The sequence below is a fragment of the Gillisia sp. Hel_I_86 genome (assembly GCF_007827275.1).
Lineage (GTDB): Bacteria > Bacteroidota > Bacteroidia > Flavobacteriales > Flavobacteriaceae > Gillisia.
Genome location: NZ_VISE01000001.1, coordinates 2871520 through 2890065 on the forward strand (window position 1 = coordinate 2871520; position 18546 = coordinate 2890065).

13 protein-coding genes are annotated in these 18546 nt (G+C 38.4%); 4 read left to right on the forward strand and 9 right to left on the reverse strand.

The window, feature by feature from the left end; translation table 11 throughout:
- Nucleotides 1-17 precede the first annotated feature (17 nt).
- The 8 genes from JM83_RS13005 to JM83_RS13040 form a co-directional block, all read right to left on the reverse strand.
- Nucleotides 18-1388, reverse strand: coding sequence for an alanine/glycine:cation symporter family protein (locus JM83_RS13005; RefSeq protein WP_261376463.1), 1371 nt, complete (start codon nt 1386-1388; stop codon nt 18-20).
- Complete coding sequence (locus tag JM83_RS13010) at nt 1381-2700, reverse strand: amidohydrolase family protein (RefSeq protein ID WP_144962600.1); 1320 nt, start codon at nt 2698-2700, stop codon at nt 1381-1383. Before JM83_RS13010 ends, JM83_RS13005 begins: the two co-directional genes overlap by 8 nt.
- 14 nt (nt 2701-2714) lie before the next feature.
- The gene (locus tag JM83_RS13015) at nt 2715-5753 is read right to left on the reverse strand and encodes an amidohydrolase family protein (RefSeq protein WP_186434996.1); all 3039 of its coding nucleotides are present in this window, start codon (nt 5751-5753) and stop codon (nt 2715-2717) included.
- A gap of 20 nt (nt 5754-5773) precedes the next feature.
- Nucleotides 5774-7252 carry an aminotransferase class V-fold PLP-dependent enzyme gene (locus tag JM83_RS13020; RefSeq protein ID WP_144962603.1) on the reverse strand — a complete coding sequence of 493 codons (1479 nt, stop codon included), beginning with the start codon at nt 7250-7252 and terminating at the stop codon, nt 5774-5776.
- A 345-nt stretch (nt 7253-7597) separates the two neighbouring features.
- Nucleotides 7598-8455, reverse strand: a complete 858-nt coding sequence (locus tag JM83_RS13025; RefSeq protein WP_144962606.1) for an N-formylglutamate amidohydrolase — start codon at nt 8453-8455, stop codon at nt 7598-7600.
- Nucleotides 8456-8588: 133 nt separating this feature from the next.
- The gene (locus JM83_RS13030; RefSeq protein WP_144962608.1) at nt 8589-10010 is read right to left on the reverse strand and encodes a SusD/RagB family nutrient-binding outer membrane lipoprotein; all 1422 of its coding nucleotides are present in this window, start codon (nt 10008-10010) and stop codon (nt 8589-8591) included.
- Between the two features lie 10 nt (nt 10011-10020).
- The gene (locus JM83_RS13035; protein ID WP_144962610.1) at nt 10021-13509 is read right to left on the reverse strand and encodes a SusC/RagA family TonB-linked outer membrane protein; all 3489 of its coding nucleotides are present in this window, start codon (nt 13507-13509) and stop codon (nt 10021-10023) included.
- Between the two features lie 97 nt (nt 13510-13606).
- On the reverse strand, nt 13607-14767 hold the full coding sequence (locus JM83_RS13040; protein ID WP_144962612.1) for a FecR family protein: 1161 nt from the start codon (nt 14765-14767) through the stop codon (nt 13607-13609).
- A 114-nt stretch (nt 14768-14881) separates the two neighbouring features.
- Here JM83_RS13040 and JM83_RS13045 point away from each other — a divergent pair, with 114 nt between their 5' ends.
- Complete coding sequence (locus tag JM83_RS13045; RefSeq protein ID WP_144962613.1) at nt 14882-15427, forward strand: RNA polymerase sigma factor; 546 nt, start codon at nt 14882-14884, stop codon at nt 15425-15427.
- A gap of 468 nt (nt 15428-15895) precedes the next feature.
- On the opposite strand, the gene mnmE is transcribed toward JM83_RS13045, so the two are convergent.
- A complete protein-coding gene (gene mnmE / locus JM83_RS13050) occupies nt 15896-17380 on the reverse strand; it encodes a tRNA uridine-5-carboxymethylaminomethyl(34) synthesis GTPase MnmE (RefSeq protein ID WP_144962615.1) in 1485 nt (494 codons plus the stop codon).
- A gap of 103 nt (nt 17381-17483) precedes the next feature.
- On the opposite strand from mnmE, the gene JM83_RS13055 reads away from it, so the two are divergent.
- The 3 genes from JM83_RS13055 (at nt 17484) to JM83_RS13065 (ending at nt 18487) form a co-directional block, all read left to right on the forward strand.
- Nucleotides 17484-17822: a DUF4870 domain-containing protein gene (locus JM83_RS13055; RefSeq protein ID WP_144962617.1), complete on the forward strand. Its 339-nt coding sequence runs from the start codon at nt 17484-17486 to the stop codon at nt 17820-17822.
- A gap of 141 nt (nt 17823-17963) precedes the next feature.
- Nucleotides 17964-18182 carry a hypothetical protein gene (locus tag JM83_RS13060; RefSeq protein ID WP_144962619.1) on the forward strand — a complete coding sequence of 73 codons (219 nt, stop codon included), beginning with the start codon at nt 17964-17966 and terminating at the stop codon, nt 18180-18182.
- On the forward strand, nt 18182-18487 hold the full coding sequence (locus JM83_RS13065; RefSeq protein ID WP_144962621.1) for a type II toxin-antitoxin system RelE/ParE family toxin: 306 nt from the start codon (nt 18182-18184) through the stop codon (nt 18485-18487). The genes JM83_RS13060 and JM83_RS13065 overlap by 1 nt, the downstream gene beginning before the upstream one ends.
- Nucleotides 18488-18546: the final 59 nt, after the last annotated feature.

Here is an 18546-nt window from a genome sequence, read left to right on the forward strand (position 1 = left end):
TATTTCTGTTTGGTTATTTATTTGTTTTCAAGTTTGTTAAAATATAATTTGGTGGCATACATTACTTTTGGAGACAGTATAATTCCGGATACCATTGTAGGGATTGCCATAAGCGCAAAGCTTATATCAATTAAAGCCACAATTCCTGTCATGGAAGACACCGCACCAATGGTAATACTGGAAATATAGACATAATTATAACTCTTCTTGAATTTTGTCCCTAATAAAAATGAGATGCATTTTGAACCATAATAGGAGTACGTAAATAAAGAAGTAAAGGCAAAAATAGAAACGATAAATACCAGCAGAAATGATCCATATCTTGGCATGGCCTGGATAAACGCATTCAACGTTATGGTTACGCCTTCTATATTTGGTTGCAACCAGCTATTGGTCACAAGAATGGCCAAAGCCGTTAAGGTGCAAACAACAATGGTATCGATGAAAGGTCCTAACATGGCAATAAGTCCTTCTCTCACAGGCTCTTGGTTTCTGGATGCACCGTGAGCCATTGGTGCCGTACCTATTCCGGCTTCGTTTGAAAACGCCGCCCGTCTTACGCCAATGATAATGATGCTGCCAATACTGCCCCCTAAAACGGCATTGCCTGTAAAAGCATCTTGAAAAATAAGATAAAACGAGGGGATAATGGACGTATAATTAACAATTAATATATAGCTGACCGACAGGAAATATAGTATGACCATGGCAGGTACAAGCTTTGAGGCAAAACCTGCTATTCTTTTTATGCCTCCCAGAATTACCATGGACACAAAAACACTGATAATAATGCCTAAAATAAGTGACGAGGTGATTGACTCTTGATAACCTAAAGCCGGAAGTAATATATCATTTAATGCTTGTGTTAATTGGTTGGCGGTAAAAATGGGCAGCGACCCTATAAGCCCTGCCATTGAAAAAAATATCGCCAAGGGTTTCCATTTTTTGCCCAAGCCTTCTGTAATGACATACATGGGACCGCCTTGCAGTTCGCCCGAATCGTCTTTCCCACGGTACATTACGGCCAAGGAACACGTAAAATATTTGGTTGTCATTCCAATGATGGCACTTATCCACATCCAAAATAAGGCGCCTGGGCCACCCATGGAAATTGCAATGGCAACACCTGCAATATTGCCCATTCCTATAGTTGAGGACAGTGCGGTGGATAAGGCCTGGAAAGCACTTATTTGTCCGGGATTGTTTTTATTGTCATATTTACCTTTAAGGATTTCTATGGCATACCAAAAATGTTTAAATGGCGATAACCTGGAATACATTAAAAAATAAACCCCACCACCAATCAGTAAAATCAATAAGGGAATGTCCCAAATCCAATTACTAAACGCTACAATTGCGTCTTCAATGCGTTGCAATAGGTTATTCATTATGGCCAAGTAATTTGGAACACTCTTTATATTGTTCCTGTTGTTTCCCTTCCAGTTCTATTTTTTTCCCTTGGATAAAGGCTTGTGTAAGATTATTTGTCCTGATATCCAAGGCATCCCCTTTTGATACAAACAATGTGGCGTCCTTGCCAACTTCCAGCGACCCTAAAGTATCATCTACCCCTAAAATTTTTGCCGCATTCAGGGAAATGGTTTTTAAGGCATCTTCTTTATCGAGACCATAAGCAGCAGCCACACCAGCATAAAACGGTAAATTTCTTGAGGTGGAAAGCATCCCCGTATGGCTAATTGCTACCACAATACCTTCATTTGTAAGAAGATAAGGAAGTTTATAGCGTATATCATAGTCCATATCCACCTGACCCGGTACACTATGGGTTGGTGGCAATATAACAGGGATATGATGTTCCCTTAAAAAATCCTTGACCAATAATGCCGATTCCGCTGTTACAAGTGCAACATGGTCTATGCCCATTTCTTTTGAAAATTGAATGCTTTCAATGATTTCCTTTGGGTCTGTGGCATGAACAAACAACGATAGCGTACCGTTGAACAGCCCTTGCATGGCCTGTAGCTTTAGGTTGGGAATTTTATCATCCCGTTTACCATAAGTTATCGCTTGGGTAAATAGATTTTGTAATTCTGCTATGTCCGTATCATAAGTGCTATTTGGTTTCAATTGCCTGGTATGCGTGGCTGCATCATAAGACGACCTCATGGCATTTGGCCAATTTAAATGAATGGCCGCACCAAATTTGTACAAAGATTCTTCCCAATCCCTTCCATCGAGTTTCATGACGGAAGATGTTCCAGAAACCAGACCACCTCTTGGAACGGTTTCAACAGTGAGAATACCATTAAACCTTATGACCGGCAAAAATTCCGAATCTGATTTAAAGGCAAACGCCGTATTTAAATTGGGGTTGATGCTTCCTTCCTCCATGCTGTCATTAGAGTGCGGAACACCACTTATTTCTTCAATCCCAATCAAGGAATTGAGCAAAATAAAGCCTGGGTAAATATGCTGTCCGGAAACATCGATCACTTGATAGGTTTCCGAATCAAGCTTTATGGAATCTGTTGTGCCCACTATCGATATTTTGCCATTATCAAATCCAATAATTCCATTTGGTATCACTTTACCGTTACCAATATGTAAGCTGCCTCCAACCAATGCGGTAGGTTTTACCGGCTTTTTAATATCAAATTTATCTTGCGCATACGGTTTCAATGGCATGCAGTAAATAGCCACTAAAATCAGGACTATATAGTGTTTATTAAAATTCATCATGCTTGGTTTTAATGTTAGTTTAACTTCCCTACATACTCACAGGTAAAATCGGGTTTTGATGAGGATATACGTGGCTGAACATTGGCTCCGGTGTTAATCGCGTTTTTCATTGTATCCATTATCCTGTTCCTTTCCGTTTGAATGGCCTTTCGCAATTGTTTATCCTTTTCAATGTCGAAATATACAGTACCTTCTATGATTGTTTTTTCGGCTTTGGCATAAATGGATAACGGATTGTCCGACCACAATACAACATCGGCTGATTTTCCAACCGTAATACTTCCCATGGTATCATCCAAATGCAACAATTTCGCTGGGTTCAGGGTTACTAATTTTAAGGCTTCTTCCTCACTCATATTGCCATACTTAACCGATTTTGCCGCTTCCTGGTTAAGATGCCGTATGGTTTCCTGACTGTCTGAATTAACGGCAGTAACCACACCCTCTTTGTGCATTACTGTAGCGTTATAGGGTATGGCATTTCTGGTTTCCCATTTAAAATTCCATTTATCCGAAAAAGTGGAACCTCCAACACCTTGTTCCAACATTTTGTCGGCAATTCTATAGCCTTCCAAAACATGCGTAAAGGTGTTGATTTTAAAATCAAACCGCTCTGCAACATCCATGAGCATCAACATTTCGCCCTGTTGATAAGCATGACAGGAAATGAACCGCTTCCCTTCCACAACTTCCAACATGACCTCATTGACTAAATCCACTCTTGGTTTTATGGCATTGTGTTTATTTTTTGAAGCATTAAACTCTTGCCAATTTTTTTTATATGCCAGTGCTTGGGTAAACACATCGGAATACAATTGTTCCAATCCCATTAATGACCTTGGAAAACGGATTGAGGGTGCGCTTTTTGACCGTTTGGGGTTTTCACCCAAAGCAAATTTTATAAAGGGTTTGGCCTCTTTTATCAATAACCCTTCGGGATTTTTACCCCATCTCAATTTTATTAATGCCGATTGACCCCCAATGGGATCGGACGAGCCATGCAATATCTGTGCTGCTACCACACCTCCTGCCAATGCCCTGTATATATTGATACGTTCTGAATCTAACACATCGCTCATTCTTACCATTGCAGAGACCGTGGCAATTTCATTTACGGCGCTTAATGCAATGTGTGAATGCTCATCAATTATCCCAGCGGTTAAATGTTTTCCCTTGCCATCAACCGTTCTTGCATTTGAGGCTTTAATGTTTTTTCCTATCTGGGATATCTTTCCATCTTTAAGTAGGACGTCGGTTTCTGTTAAAATGCCAGCATCTTCATTGGTCCAAACTGTTGCATTTTTTATTAAAATATCCTCTTGTTTTGGTTGTTTAGGATTCCCGAAGGCAACAAACGGAAATATAACATCTCCCAACTCTTTTTTTGGTAAAGGTGTTTTTTTCTGTTGACTTGTTGGGTCTTCTGAACCTTCTTTTAGTTTTGTCGCCTCCCAATCAACCCATTTACCATCGTTTCGCTGCCCTTTACCTTGTAATACCGTTTTTTCCGGTTCATTGCTAATCCAACCTCCCAACCGATAAAATGAATCAGGACCTTTGTTAAATTCAAAGCTTACCATAGCGCCGTCCATCTTTAAATCTGTTTTAATTTCGGTTGAATCTGGGTAAAATAGTGTTGCCCTGTAATCTTTTTTTCCTTTTTTAATAGACAAGGAAGCCTTTTCGCCATCAACGGAAAGCTCATAGGTCCCCATAATCGAAGGATCACCCTCTTCATTAACTATATGCTTTTTACCTTGTACCCAATTTTCATAGATGACGGTATTGTCATCAAAAATATCCCCTGAAGCCATGAGGAAATTTGCAAGTTTTCCATTTTCCAATGTTCCAATATGGTCTTCTTGATACAGCAATTTTGCTGGGAGCACTGTTAAACTGTATAAGGCCTGTTTAGGGCTTAAACCATAATTCACGGCCTTTTTAAGATTGGTCAAAAAATCCTCTATCTTTTTTTGACCGTTTGAAGTAATTGCAAATTCAACACCTTGTTCTTCAAGACGTGCGGGATTTGATGGTGCCAGCTCCCAATGTTTTAAATCGGCCAGAGCTATTTTTTGGGTAACAAACGGATTGGAGACATCATAAGCCTCTGGAAAATTAAGCGGAATTATTAATGTTGCGTTTAACGCCTTAATGTCATCTATGCGTTGGTACTCGTCGCCACCTCCTTTAATAATATAGTCGATATTGAATTCCTTCGCTATTTTTTGCACCCTCAAGGCTTCCAACCAACCGTTGGTCTCAAATATTTTTGGAAGACTTTTTGTTTCTAAAATAGCATCTAAAGACCGATCTGTAAATGGCTTGTGCTCAAATTGACTGTACCATTGGGCATCATAATAGGTTTGTCGCAAAAGTGCAACTCTTCCCATGGGCGAAATGGGGTAGTCCTGGGTCGAACTGCCTTTATCAAAAGAAAAATGAACTGCTGCTTTAGGCTTTAACATGCTCTTATTCTCATTATTTTCGCCAAGGCTGACCAAAGAAGCCGTTCCTCTGGCAATGCCATCTGGCCTAAATATGGTTACAAGTCCAAACCCTTGTTTTCGAAGTTGTTGCGCTTGTTTTTTATCAATTAAAAAATGCTCTGAAGCGTTGTATTCAGCTTTAATGGCTTCGTTAGCGTTGTACGGCCCCTTTGTGTTGGATTGGATTTGTTCCCTTTTCACATAAGGGTTTCCTCTTGGCGGTATTTTCACTTCGGGTTGTCCGTACGTACTGAACATATCAATAAAAGAAGGGTAAATGTATTTTCCTTTGGCGTCAATTTCGGTATATCCCAAAGGCACGTTTCTTGTGCTGGCCACTTTTTCAATATGTTCATCGCGTATTAACAAGGTAGCATTTTGTACCATCATCCCAGGTGCGTAAACTATGGTTGCATTGGTAATGGCAATGGTATTTGGTCTTTGGTCCAACACATCATTTTTAGGAAATGTTTCTTGGCCATTTACATTTAAAACCCGTAGGATGATAAATGAAAGCATTATCCAAAAGGTGTGTTTGCAAGTGATACTATTATGTATTTTCATGGCTATGTATTCAAAAGCAATCATACTTCGAAAAAGCTTGCCGTGTTTATTTGATATTTTGTTTCGTCTTTGTGATAAAACTCATTCGTTATTTCTGAATACGTATAGTCTTTGCTCCATGCTACCCGATGTTTGATTAGTTGCTGGATGGCCTCCAAAATATACCGCAATTCCTTATTGGTCATGGTGGGGTGGAGCGATAAACGTACCCAACCCGGTTTATATGAGAGGTCGCCATGATCAATTTTGTCGGTGATCTGTTTGGATTGCTCTTTGGTAACTTCCAATAATAAATGCCCATAAGTGCCTGCACACGAACAGCCTCCCCTTACTTGAATACCAAATCTATCGTTCAATAATTTAACCGCTAAATTATAATGGATGTTTTCAAAATAAAATGAAAAGGCGCCCAATCTGTATCTGACATCCTTGGCCAGTAAATGTAAGCCCGACATGTTTGATAATTTCCCAAAACATTCCTTAACCAGTTCATTTTCGCGAACGCGAATTTTATCGACCGTCATTTTTTCCTTCAACTTAATTGCCAAACTTGCTTTTATGGCCTGCAAAAACCCAGGTGTACCACCATCTTCCCGCACTTCTATATTGTCAAAATAATGGTGCTCGCCCCAAGGATTGGTCCAGGTTACGGTGCCTCCACCGGGATGATCGGGAATTCGGTTTTTATATAAGGATTTATTAAAGATAAGTACGCCCGCACTGCCCGGGCCACCCAAAAATTTATGGGGGGAAAAAAATATGGCATCCAAGTGTTGGGCCTCATTCTGTGGGTGCATATCCATAGTCATATAAGGTGCCGAAGCGGCAAAATCCACAAAGCATAATCCGTCATTTTTATGCATTATTTCAGCCAATTCATGATAGTTGGATCCGATGCCCGTAACATTGGAACAGGCGGTAAACGAACCAATTTTTATTTTTCGGTTTTTATATTTATCCAATTCCTTTTTTAAAATATTGGCATCAACAAATAAGTTTTCAGAGGGTTCCAAAACTACAACATCAGCAATAGTTTCCAGCCAAGTGGTCTGGTTGGAATGGTGCTCCATGTGGGTTAAAAAAACCACTGGCCTGTCTTCTTCAGGAATTTGGATTTGGTCAGCATACTTTTCAGGGATTTTCAGCCCCAATATGCGTTGAAATTTGCATAAAACACCGGTCATACCGGAATCGGATGTAATGATTACATCCTCTGGGGAAGCATTGACATGTTTTTTGATGACTTGATGGGCATCATGGTATATGGAGGTCATTAACCGGCCTGTATGGCTGGCTTCAGAATGGGTATTGCCTACCATGGGCCCTATACGGTTTTGCAATATCGTTTCTATGGGCTTGTACAATCTTCCGGTGGCTATCCAATCGGCATATACAAGGGGTTTCGTGCCGTAAGGCGTTTCAATTGTTGTATCTATCCCGATGATATGTTCCCTGAATCCTTGAAAATATTGCTCTAATGTTTTTTGTTTCAGTTTCATGTGTTTATTTTATTGTTGTTCAATGGTCACATGTAGCTTCCATATAATCATCTCCTTGGGTATCGAATTCTTGTTATGGAAGTTTCATAAGTCTTTTTTAAAAGCTGCCCTTTATTAATGAATATATTGTACTAACTCAAATAATCTTAGTAAATGTCTTTTCCAAACCCATAATGGAAGAATGTACATTCATTAAATTGTATTCAATTAACAAGGACAGCCTTTTAATAGTTTATTGATTTTAATTTGATTTGAACCATATCGCTTGGAATTCATATACTATGAGAACTTAATGTCCCGCCATAGTTATTATTTTATTCCGATCAATAATCAAATGGCAATGGCCTAATAATCCCATTTGGGTTCTATAAAGTCCAGATAACTGGTCACCGATTGGGCAAACGCTTTGGAAAATTTTTTACGGTTTTCCTCACTGTCCCGAACGCCTTGAAAATTGGCCTCTATTTGCATACCGAAAACCTTTGGATAATCGGAAGAGGTATATCTACGGGTATTGTACCCGCCATTAAAGTAGGGCTCACCCTGTTTTGGATAAGGATCACCAAGGCTTGGAACTGCAGGGAAACCAGATTTTTCCATCAGGGTGCCAAAAGCATTTTCGCCCATCAACAACTCCTTAAGGGTTAGTTGGTTGTTGTTTTTCAACAAATTTTTGACGGATGTTTTTGCGCCCACTTCCGAATTCATCTCTGTGCTTTCTTGCACTTCCCTAAGCGCTGTCGTGCTTAAAAAATAGCCCAGTTCCAATCGTTTTACTGGATGACTTTGTCCATGCAGATCGATATACATGGCATATCCAAATTTTTTTATGGCTGCATCGATGGCCTCTTCAATATACTTGTGGTATTGTTTCCACGTATATTCCATTTGGGGGTTTCCACATGTCGCTTCTTCCAGGTCTCGGTTAAAGTCTATCTTGTTCCTTGCCAATTTGGCAATAATTAGATAAGGTTTCTTTTCAGAAGTCTTGAATGCATTTTCAATTTCAAGTGCGAGTTGAGCTGTATTGTTGTCCATTTCCTTTGTACCACAATCCCTGTCCTTAATTCCTTCTGGGGAAATGGTGCCCCCATGGGGAGCACTTATGACCAAGGGCATGTTGCCGTTGACGGTTTCCAGCCAGCTATCATCAAAGGTATTTTGTTTTACCGATATTCCATTTTCCTTATCGGATGATTTCATTATTTTTTCACTGCTAGAACACTGCACTTGAAAAAGGGCAGTGACACAGAGCAAACAAAAAATCATACCTTTTCTAAAAAATACTTGAATAAATAAATCCTTACGCATTTTTTTGGGTGATCTAATTTTTTAATTATTGATTTACTTCTGTAGCCGAATACAAACCTGGATCAACCGGTGCCATTAGATTTGATAGTATTTCATCTTCGGGATATAAAAACCGTTCCACATTTTGAGTAGCGGTTGGGACATTTAAAGGAAACGGCACGGCAACGTCCATATCGCTTTTTTTCAACCGCCTTGCATCATCAAAAGGCATTAAGGTCGTAAATCCTGAAATGTAGCGTTCCTCAATTATCTCTCTCAATAAAGCCCTGTCCGGATTTATATTATCCATATTTTCCATACCACCGGCATCAAAATCTGAAGCCACATAGGCGTCATACGAATATGGTTCTGTCGAAAAATTGGAATTCAAAAAAGCCCCAGTATTCAAAAAAGAGCGGAGTCCGTTTAAATGTACTAAACCCGTTGCAAAACTTTGCGTACGCGCTCCTGCTTCGGCAAGGATAAGGAGGTTTTCCTGATAGGTAATGAGCGGTTGCGGCTCCAGTTCATGTGCGATGCCCAAATTGGCATTAGGACTGCTTGGATCAATGGTGTAATAACCCAAACGTGCTGTTTCATCGGTTTTGGCATTATTGCGTGAGATACCACTTGCGTTATCCAATAGTTGAATCAAATAACTGTTTCCCGTACCGGTATTGGGACCGCCTGACAACACGATGTAAAATTTGTTTTTAGTGGTGTTTTCACCGGGAATATCCAATGGGTTAAACATCATACTGTTTCCATTGGATGAAATCCCATTTTGTGCCGCGGCATATGCTAAGTCGTACTGCTTGGTGTGCATATAATACCGCGCTTTAAGGGTCCATGCGGACTCCAACCATTTTATACGGTTGCCGTCAAAAATAAAATCTTCTATAATAACGCTCCCACTGGCGTTTTCAAGATCAACGATAGCGTCCTGCAGCAATATCTGCAAGGCATCAAAAATAGCACGTTGGTCATCAAATTTAGGCTCTTCAACATCGCTTACGGCTTCTGCATAGGGAATGTCGCCAAATAGAGAGGCATAAGTTCCCATAAGATGTGCTTCCAATATTTTTGAAATGCCTTGGTAAAGCGGATTTTCGGTTGTTCTGCCACGCATTTCGCGCAGGGGTGTAATCACGCTCTGATAGCCGTCCCAATTAAAGGTCCTATTCGTAACATTATATTGATACCATTCATAATCAACTTGCTCAAAACCAACTAACTGACCAGAATAATATGCGCCGATTCTGTTTAAAGCACCTCTTTGACCACTTACTGTTGAACCTAAATGGATATTTATGTTCGCAATTTCCGCTCCATTGAGAAATAAGCCCGGGTCTATGGCGTCGAGCGTTAGTTGGTTTGGATTGTCATTTAAGTTTTCAACCATGCTCTCACAACTACTTAAAAGTATGGTTGTAAAAACAAATACGTATTTTATATATATAGATTTCATAGTTTAAGGTTTAAAAATTAGCTTGAAGATTAAACAATATGGACCGTGTCCCCGGATTATTGAAATAATTCATCCCAAACGCATTACTGACCCCGTAGTTATTGGTTTCGGGGTCAACGCCAACAAGGTCTGTCCAAAGGATAAGATCTCTACCGGTAACCGAAATCCTTAAAGATTCTAGCGAGAGCTTAGAGGATAATTTAAGCCCTTTAAGCGTATATCCCAAGGTTACGTTACGCAGTTTGGTCCATGTGGCATCTTCAATATAAAGATCATTAAGCTTGTTGAATCCCAATCCGCCACCAATACCGCGATAGTACAGCTCGTCAAGCAGCACGTTTCCGCCTCCAAAATCTTGTATATTGCCCCGAACGGTAGTCCCTGCGGTAAAAACAGTACCATTAATATTGGTTAAATCTTCGGTAAGTGTTACTTCGTTCCCAACTTCTTCAGACATTCCGAAACCATTAAGTACTACCCTAGTCCTATTGATGAATTCGCCCCCTTGTGAATGTTCAAATAGGAAGCTAAAATCAAGTCCTTTCCATCTCAGGTCCATACCCAAACCACCGCGCCAATCTGGATTGGGATCACCAATGACCCGACCGTTAGCGTCCAATTGAGGAAACCCTCTCGCATCCAGTGCCAAACTGCCATCGTCGTTACGGAGTGTTCCCGGAAGGTAGAAGGAACTCATGGGAAATCCTTTAACCGCCTTGGAAGTACCACCAATATCAACGGTTTCTGCCCCTGCAATATCCACTACTTTGTTTTTATTGTTGTTAAAATTGGCATTGAGTGAAACCTGAAGATCTTGGTCATCTATTATTTTACCGTTCAGGTCAATTTCAAAGCCTTTATTCTCTATCACGGCGGCGTTGGTATAATTTGTATTGAACCCGGAACTTGGATTTGTATTCACGGCAAAAAGGATGTCCTTTGTTTCGTTGTTATAGTAGGTTAGCCCCAAACTTATCCGGTTGTTAAAAAACCTTAAATCCGTTCCTACTTCCCATTCGGTTTTTATTTCGGGTTGCAGATTTGAATTCCCTTTTTCTGAATCAACCAAAAAACTACCCCCAAAGGTTGAAAAACCAGTTGTTGCCAAGGTGGTGAATTTATATGGTGCAGGCTGTATCCCTACTTTTCCCCATGCAAATCGCAACTTACCAAAACTTAAGGTTTCCGATTCGATCAAATCGCTAAACTGCCAAGCCAAATCCGCCGATGGATAAAAGAAACTCCCTTTTATGGTAGAAGAGGCTTCCAAGGCTCCGGAAACATTAACAAACAGTTGATCGAATAAATTGAACCCTAAAATACCATACCCTCTATTGGAACGTATTTTCTGTATAAATCTGTTCCAGGACGAAGCGGCTTGGTCCGGATTAAGATCGGGTGTTGGAAGACTTGCATTTACCGCAAATGGACTAAGGGTATTCGTATTGGAAAATCGCTGCCTGTCATTAAAATTCAATCCTAAGGTTGCCGTTACTTCCACGTTCTTATTAATATTTTGTGTTGCTATGGCAATACCGTCAAAATTAAGTTCCCGACTTGTAATATCTGTTTGCGTCCATAAGCCGGCACTTCTTGCGCCACTAGCTGAACTTACCGGAAAAAAGGAACCTCTGGAATCTGAATAATAATCAAGACCACCCCTTAAAATGACTTTTAGCCAATTGACCGGATCGATTGTTAGTTCTGGATTGATAATAAACCGATTGACCTCATTGGGTGATTTTTGCTCGTTAATGGTCCACAAAGGGTTGTTGTACACGGGATTTTCAGATTCTCCAAAGGGTCTCCGGTACGATCGCTGCCTGTTTGGAAAAACATCGCCATTGGCCGCCACATAAGTGCCTTTGTAATCCGAAATGTCAAAATCTGGAGATGTGCGCAAAAGGCCAAGCAAAATACCATTTGTATTCTCCCCCGCTTGTATGATCCTGTTGGAGTCTGTATTGGTATAGGATATTCTATTGCTCCAACTCAACCACTTGGTAAGTTCTGTTTGTGTGTTTAGTCTTAAATTTTGGCGTTTATAATCGAAATTTTTGATGATCCCTTCTTGAACAAGGTTTTCATAACTGAAAAAATACGATGCCTTCTCACCGCCGCCACTTACCGATATATTATGCTGTGCAAACACACCTGTTTGAAAAACCTGATCATAATTACTATCAACAAAGGTTTCCCTGGAGTTTTTCGTGGTTACGGGATAATATATATTCCCGGTGTTGTTTGAAAGGAAATATTGCCCTGTTTCATTTACTTCATCGGCACCTCCTGCTCGGTCGGCAATCTTGTCTCCCCAAGATTCAGCCCTACTGATTTGCCATACGCCGTCTCGTCCTTGTCCAAATTTATTTTGTAAAGGTGTTCTTACGTTTATGTCGTCAAACGATTGTGTAAATGAATATTGCACGGTGGGTTTACGTCCCAAACTTCCATTTTTGGTGGTAATGACAATAACTCCATTGGCGGCACGTGAGCCCCATAGCGCCGCTGCAGAAGCGCCTTTTAACACTTGGACAGATTCGATGTCCTTGGCATTGATATCATCCAACCTGGATTGCTGGCTGATAGTAACATCTCCTATATTATCATTGCTCACTGGAATGCCGTCCATGATGATTAAAGGTTGGCTGGCACCTTGAATGGTATTGGTTCCCCTAATTTGTATGGCAGATCCCGAGCCCGGGTCGCCATTGGATTTGCCAATCCTTACACCGGAAGCCTTACCTGCCAAGGCATTGATGACTCCTACTTCTCCCGACTTTACAATGCTTTCGGTTTTAACGATGGAGCTGGTTGACCCAGATTCGTCAACAAATTGCTTGGTACCAATGGCCGTAATGATAACTTCGTTCAACTCATCTGCGTTGGGCTGCAGGACGATGTTTAAAGTTACCTGATTATCAATAGTAACCTGCTGGGTGGCATAGCCAAGATAAGAAAAAACCAACACATCGGTACTGCTTGCCTCTATGGAATAATTTCCTTCAAAATTACTGGTAACACCTCTATTGGTTCCCTTAATTATAACATTAACACCCGGTAAGGGCAATCCATTGTTATCTTTAATATTGCCCGTAACTGGTTGTTGAGGTTCAACAGTAACATCTTCGATTGTTTTCTCTAAAATAATCGTATTTTTATCGGACAGGCTAAAGTTGAAATTTCCATAATCAAGACTTTCTTCAAGCAGCTTTTTCGCCTTCACCACCCCTTTTTTAAGATGTACTTTTGGTGCGTTTTTAAATAAATCCTCTTGATAGATAAATGTGTAATCGGTCTGGTTTTTAATTAAATCAAAAACTTCATCGACGCTCAGGGTTTTATCCATATCTATTATAATTTTCGTGTTTTGCGATAACATATTATTTGGCGAAAAGCTAAAAATTGTTGTACAGAACAAGAAAATAAAGGTTTTCATGATGGTGGTTAAGAGTTTTTTTCCATGACAGAAAAGAACTTTGGTTAATTTAATTTTCATAAATTTGCATGTTAGTTGTTTAGACAATTGATTAATACTCAAAAAAGGGAGGGATAGTGGTACTTTGAACGGTGTAAACTTCGTTCCCTTTTATTTTTTATTTTAGAATTATGGTGTTGTTTTTTATTTCATAGGCATTTATAAAATTGGTGTTTTTTATGGTTAATAGAATATCTTCAATGTTTTGGTTTTTACTTAATAATCCAATAAATTTTACTTCTTCAAGATCTTTACTTAAAAAAACAACTTCGACGTCATACCATCGGGACAGTACTTTCATAATATCTTTTAAAGATTTACTTTTAAAGCTAAAAATTCCGTTTTTCCATGAGGTTTCATTATATACATCAACAAAATCAACAGTTACCTTTTTAGTAGCAATATTTATAATGGATTGTTGATTTGGGATCAATGTTTCCTTCTCAAAACCAAAATCAACAGCGACCTTACCTTCAACCAAGGTAGTATAGATGCTATTTTCATCTGAATATGCTTTTACATTAAACTCCGTTCCCAAAACTTCAACTTCTTGATTTTTTGAAATAACCTTAAATGTTGCGCCATTATGCTTGGTGTTTGGGGACACATCAAAATAGGCTTCACCGTAAATCAACTCTACTTGTCTAGTTTTTCCACCTATAAACGCCATAGGGTATTTTATTTGGGAGTCCGAGTTTAGCCAAACCTCTGTACTATCAGATAATACAACATGAAATTGTCCGCCTTTGGGGATAGTCAAAATATTATGGGTGATATCTTCACTTTTTATTTCTGTATCATAGACCAGATCTTGTCCATTACTTGATAGGCCATCGGCTATATATTTTTCTCCTTTTTTCAGGAAAATTTCAGAACCATCTGCTAAGGTTAAGGTTGCTTTATCCGTACCTGTTTGGATAATAGTGTTTTCAATAATGGGGTCAGCAAAGGGCGATTCCATTTCTTGATTCAAAAAAACATTAAGTCCTACCATTAATAAGATAGATGCGGCTAGAGTAAAGGTTATGATTTTTTTTACCTTTCTTTTAGAGTGCCGCTTTTTATTTAGTTTTATCAAACTTCTGATTTTTTGCTGTGCATTTTCCAAATCATGGCTGTGCATGTGTTTTTCTATAGCAGCATTTATTTTAACATACTCTAAAAAAATGGATTCGTTTTTAGGATTTTCAATCCAAGTCCCCAAATACTCCAGTTCTTCGTTTGAAATATCAAAAGTGCCATTAGAAAGAAATTTAATAATTAAGGGCTCAATATTCATTTTTGGTGTTTTTTAGCTTAGTCTCACTATCAATACAAAAGTCAATTTGCTTTACCCCTAAAAAATCATAAAAAAATTTATATGTTTACATGAAATCTAATTCAATTTGCACCCTTGAAAAAAGTTTTTTACACAAGCCGTAAGCTCATTAAAGACCTTAAAAAAGGCAATGAAAATGCTTATGCATTTATTGTGAAAACTTACTATAAGCCTTTATCTAACTATGCTTTTGGGCTTTCTAGAAATACCTTTAAAGCAGAAGACATTGTTCAAAATGTGTTCATAAGGATCTGGGAACAACGCAGTAAACTAAAACAAGGCTTTTCTTTAAAAAGTTTTCTTTATAAAGCGGTCTATAATGAATTTGCAAACCAATATCGAAAGGAAATTTCCATTAACAAGATGGAAAAAAAGTACTATGAGAGTATCAATCCATTATATGAAGAAAAGAGTGAAGAGTTGGATCGTTTAATGCTTTTGGTTGAAAAAGAAATAGAACAATTGCCCCCTAGATGCAAAGAAACCTTTTTATTGAGTAAAAGGGAGGGGCTCACGTATGTGGAAATAGCAGTGTATCTCAATGTATCCATCAAAACCGTGGAAAACCAAATGAGCATTGCATTTTCTACCATCCGTAAAAAAATGGATGGAAAGTTGTAAACTATTTATCTCTGTTTAAGTTAATTTATACGTTATTTAATAATTTATTTCAATTTTCCAATACTTAATAGTGCAATATATAGCACTAGTTCGACCTGATATACCTCAAATTTACCTAAACCTTACAATAAAGTGCATTACAATGCGCCAACAGATTAATATCTTGTGTAAAACTAAACTTTCCTGTTTCTAATGAAGACATAATGATAAAACCTTTTGAATTGATTAAGTATTATCATTATTAAAAAGATGTAAATGAGGCGTAAAAATACTGGGATATTTAACCTAAAGAAGAAAAGAAAAGGAAATAGCGGTTTTTATATATTTGATTTAAAGTTATTTAATCCCTCATTGAGGGTTTAATTCCCCGAGGCTTGCCTTGAATTTTTAAAAATATTTTCCAATGCATACCTCGTGGGCTTGCCCCGAGGTTCTTGGTTATTAAATGAAATCAAAAAAAATGACTGTCTATTTGCCAATACAAAAATTAGCAAAGATATTACCTAAAAGGTCATCATTGGTAATTTCGCCTGTTATTTCCCCAAAATGGTACAAAGCTTGCCTAATGTCTATCGCCATAAGGTCGCCGGAGAGATTATCATTTAAGCCTTGTTGCACTTTGTTGATTTCTTCCAAGGCACTTAAAAGTGCATTGTAATGCCTGCTGTTGGTAACAATAGTGTTGTTATTTCTTAATTCCCCGGTATTCACGAATTTTAATAGTTTTTGTCGCAATTCTTCAACCCCAAGGCCTGTTTTTGCTGAAAGCAATAAATATTGGGATTTCTCGATCCCGCTCGAGATGATTTCCAGTTCCTTTTTCAACTTATCTTGTGCCACAGCATCTAATATGTCTACTTTATTTATAATAACTAACAAAGGTTTTTGAGGAAACTGGTTGCGGATTTTTGTGATCTCTATTGTAATTCTATCTGGAAAAGTAGCGTCACCCTGTCCCGAAGCTTCGGGAGATTTCAGGGTCTTTTGAGATGCTGAAACAAGTTCGGCATGACTTAGTTTTGAAACGTCGAACAAATATATCACCACTTGTGCCTGACTGATCTTTTCAAAGGTTTTTTTAATGCCCAATCCTTCAATGATATCCTTGGTCTCCCTAATCCCGGCAGTATCTATAAACCTAAAACCAATCCCGCCAATGCTAATTTCATCTTCAATAGAATCCCTGGTAGTTCCTGCAATGTCCGAAACGATGGCTCTTTCCTCATTCAGCAACGCGTTTAACAAGGTGGATTTTCCCACATTTGGTTCGCCAACAATCGCCACTGGGATTCCATTTTTCAGCACATTTCCAACGGCAAAGGAATCAATCAGTTTTTTTAGCACTTGTTGAATGCGGGTCACCAAATTTTGAAATTCATCCCTATTGGCAAACTCCACATCTTCTTCGGCAAAATCCAGTTCCAATTCTATAAGTGAAGCAAAATTCAACAACTCTTGGCGAAGCTTTTGGATTTCATTAGAGAAACCTCCCCTCATTTGTTGCATTGCCAATTGGTGGGAGGCAGCGTTTTCAGAAGAAATAAGATCGGCTACGGCTTCGGCCTGGCTTAGGTCCATTTTCCCATTTAAGAAGGCTCTCAAGGTAAATTCCCCTGCTTCAGCAGATCTACAGCCTTTCCTAATCAATAATTGAATGATCTCTTGCTGGATATATTGGCTTCCATGGCAAGAAATTTCGAGAGTGTGTTCTCCCGTGTAGCTCTTTGGCCCATGAAATATAGACACCAAAACTTCATCTATAATTCGTTTTCCATCAACGATATTCCCCAAATGAAGCGTGTGCGCTGCCTGCTCCCTTAAATTTTTATTGGTTTTAGATACAAACAAGGGGGCAACAATTTCTATAGCCCGTGGTCCGGAAACCCGTATTACTGCAATTGCACCTGCGCCAGAGGGAGTAGCCAAGGCTACAATAGTATCATTTAAAATCATGCGGCAAAGATACTAAAGAAAAGAGATTTTACTAAATTGTAGCAGTGTAACATAATGAAGAAAAGCAACACTTATAAAGTACATCATCATTCAAACAAACATCATGAGAGAAGACAATCAATTATTGGTATTAACACATTTAAGTCAGTTATTGGATCTAGTTACCGGAATAGGGGGTTTTATAGTGCCTTTGGTAATTTGGCTCACCCAAAAAGACAAGGTTTTTGGGATGGATGCCCATGGAAAAATGATCCTTAATTTCCAGATCAGTATTTTTATCTATTCCATCATCTCTATTCCGTTGATCTTTTTATTCGGGTTAGGGGTTATTCTATTGATAGGGATTGGAATTGTAGCTATAGTTTTTCCGATTTTAAATGCTATTAAAGTAAGCAATGGGGAGATTCCAACATATCCCCTTTCTATTGAGTTTATAAAATAGAACTACCGGCCTCCACTTCCAGTAAGTATCGAACTCTTTTCAGGAACCCGGTAAATAGGAAGGAGGCGTTAAAATAAGTTGGGCTTCATACTTTAAAAAATTTGAAATCTTATTTTGTATCTTTGAATTAAAGAAATAGAAATGGATATTAAAACCACAAAAATTGAATTAGTAAAAGCTATCTTGGATATAGATAATAATGAATTTATTCAAAGAGTTGCGGATTTTATTAATAAAGAAAAAATTGATTTTTGGAATGAGTTAAGCCTTGCTGAACAGAACGAAATTAAACAAGGAATTCAAGAACTTGATCAAGGTAACAAAGTTTCATACGATTCATTTTTAAAGAAAATTTCTTAATGAAAGTTTTTTTATCAGCACTTGCCGAATCAAAACTTTTAGAACTTAACGAATTTCTTTTAGAAAACTGGAGTAAAAAAGTAAGAGATAATTTTATAGAAAAGTTATCTAAAAGAATCAAACAAATATCTTCACAACCAGAAAGTTGTCCGAAATCCACTGATTTAAAAGGACTCTTTAAATGTGTTGTCACAAAACAAACAACCTTTTATTACAGAATATCTAATTCTAATAAAGAAATTGAAATAATTACAATTTTCGATACAAGACAAAATCCAAAAAAAATAAAAAAAGATATTAGATAAAAGTACGAAAGCCCAACATCGATTAACAGCAAATAGCGAGCAATCAAGTGAAAAGTGCT

Excerpts from the sequence above, each read along its gene's own strand:
- JM83_RS13005 (WP_261376463.1), bottom strand. The coding sequence starts at position 1,388 with ATGAATAACCTATTGCAACGCATTGAAGACGCAATTGTAGCGTTTAGT.
- JM83_RS13010 (WP_144962600.1), bottom strand. The coding sequence starts at position 2,700 with ATGATGAATTTTAATAAACACTATATAGTCCTGATTTTAGTGGCTATT.
- JM83_RS13015 (WP_186434996.1), bottom strand. The coding sequence starts at position 5,753 with ATGAAAATACATAATAGTATCACTTGCAAACACACCTTTTGGATAATG.
- JM83_RS13020 (WP_144962603.1), bottom strand. The coding sequence starts at position 7,252 with ATGAAACTGAAACAAAAAACATTAGAGCAATATTTTCAAGGATTCAGG.
- JM83_RS13025 (WP_144962606.1), bottom strand. The coding sequence starts at position 8,455 with ATGAAATCATCCGATAAGGAAAATGGAATATCGGTAAAACAAAATACC.
- JM83_RS13030 (WP_144962608.1), bottom strand. The coding sequence starts at position 10,010 with ATGAAATCTATATATATAAAATACGTATTTGTTTTTACAACCATACTT.
- JM83_RS13035 (WP_144962610.1), bottom strand. The coding sequence starts at position 13,509 with ATGAAAATTAAATTAACCAAAGTTCTTTTCTGTCATGGAAAAAAACTC.
- JM83_RS13040 (WP_144962612.1), bottom strand. The coding sequence starts at position 14,767 with ATGAATATTGAGCCCTTAATTATTAAATTTCTTTCTAATGGCACTTTT.
- mnmE (WP_144962615.1), bottom strand. The coding sequence starts at position 17,380 with ATGATTTTAAATGATACTATTGTAGCCTTGGCTACTCCCTCTGGCGCA.
- JM83_RS13055 (WP_144962617.1), top strand. The coding sequence starts at position 17,484 with ATGAGAGAAGACAATCAATTATTGGTATTAACACATTTAAGTCAGTTA.
- JM83_RS13060 (WP_144962619.1), top strand. The coding sequence starts at position 17,964 with ATGGATATTAAAACCACAAAAATTGAATTAGTAAAAGCTATCTTGGAT.
- JM83_RS13065 (WP_144962621.1), top strand. The coding sequence starts at position 18,182 with ATGAAAGTTTTTTTATCAGCACTTGCCGAATCAAAACTTTTAGAACTT.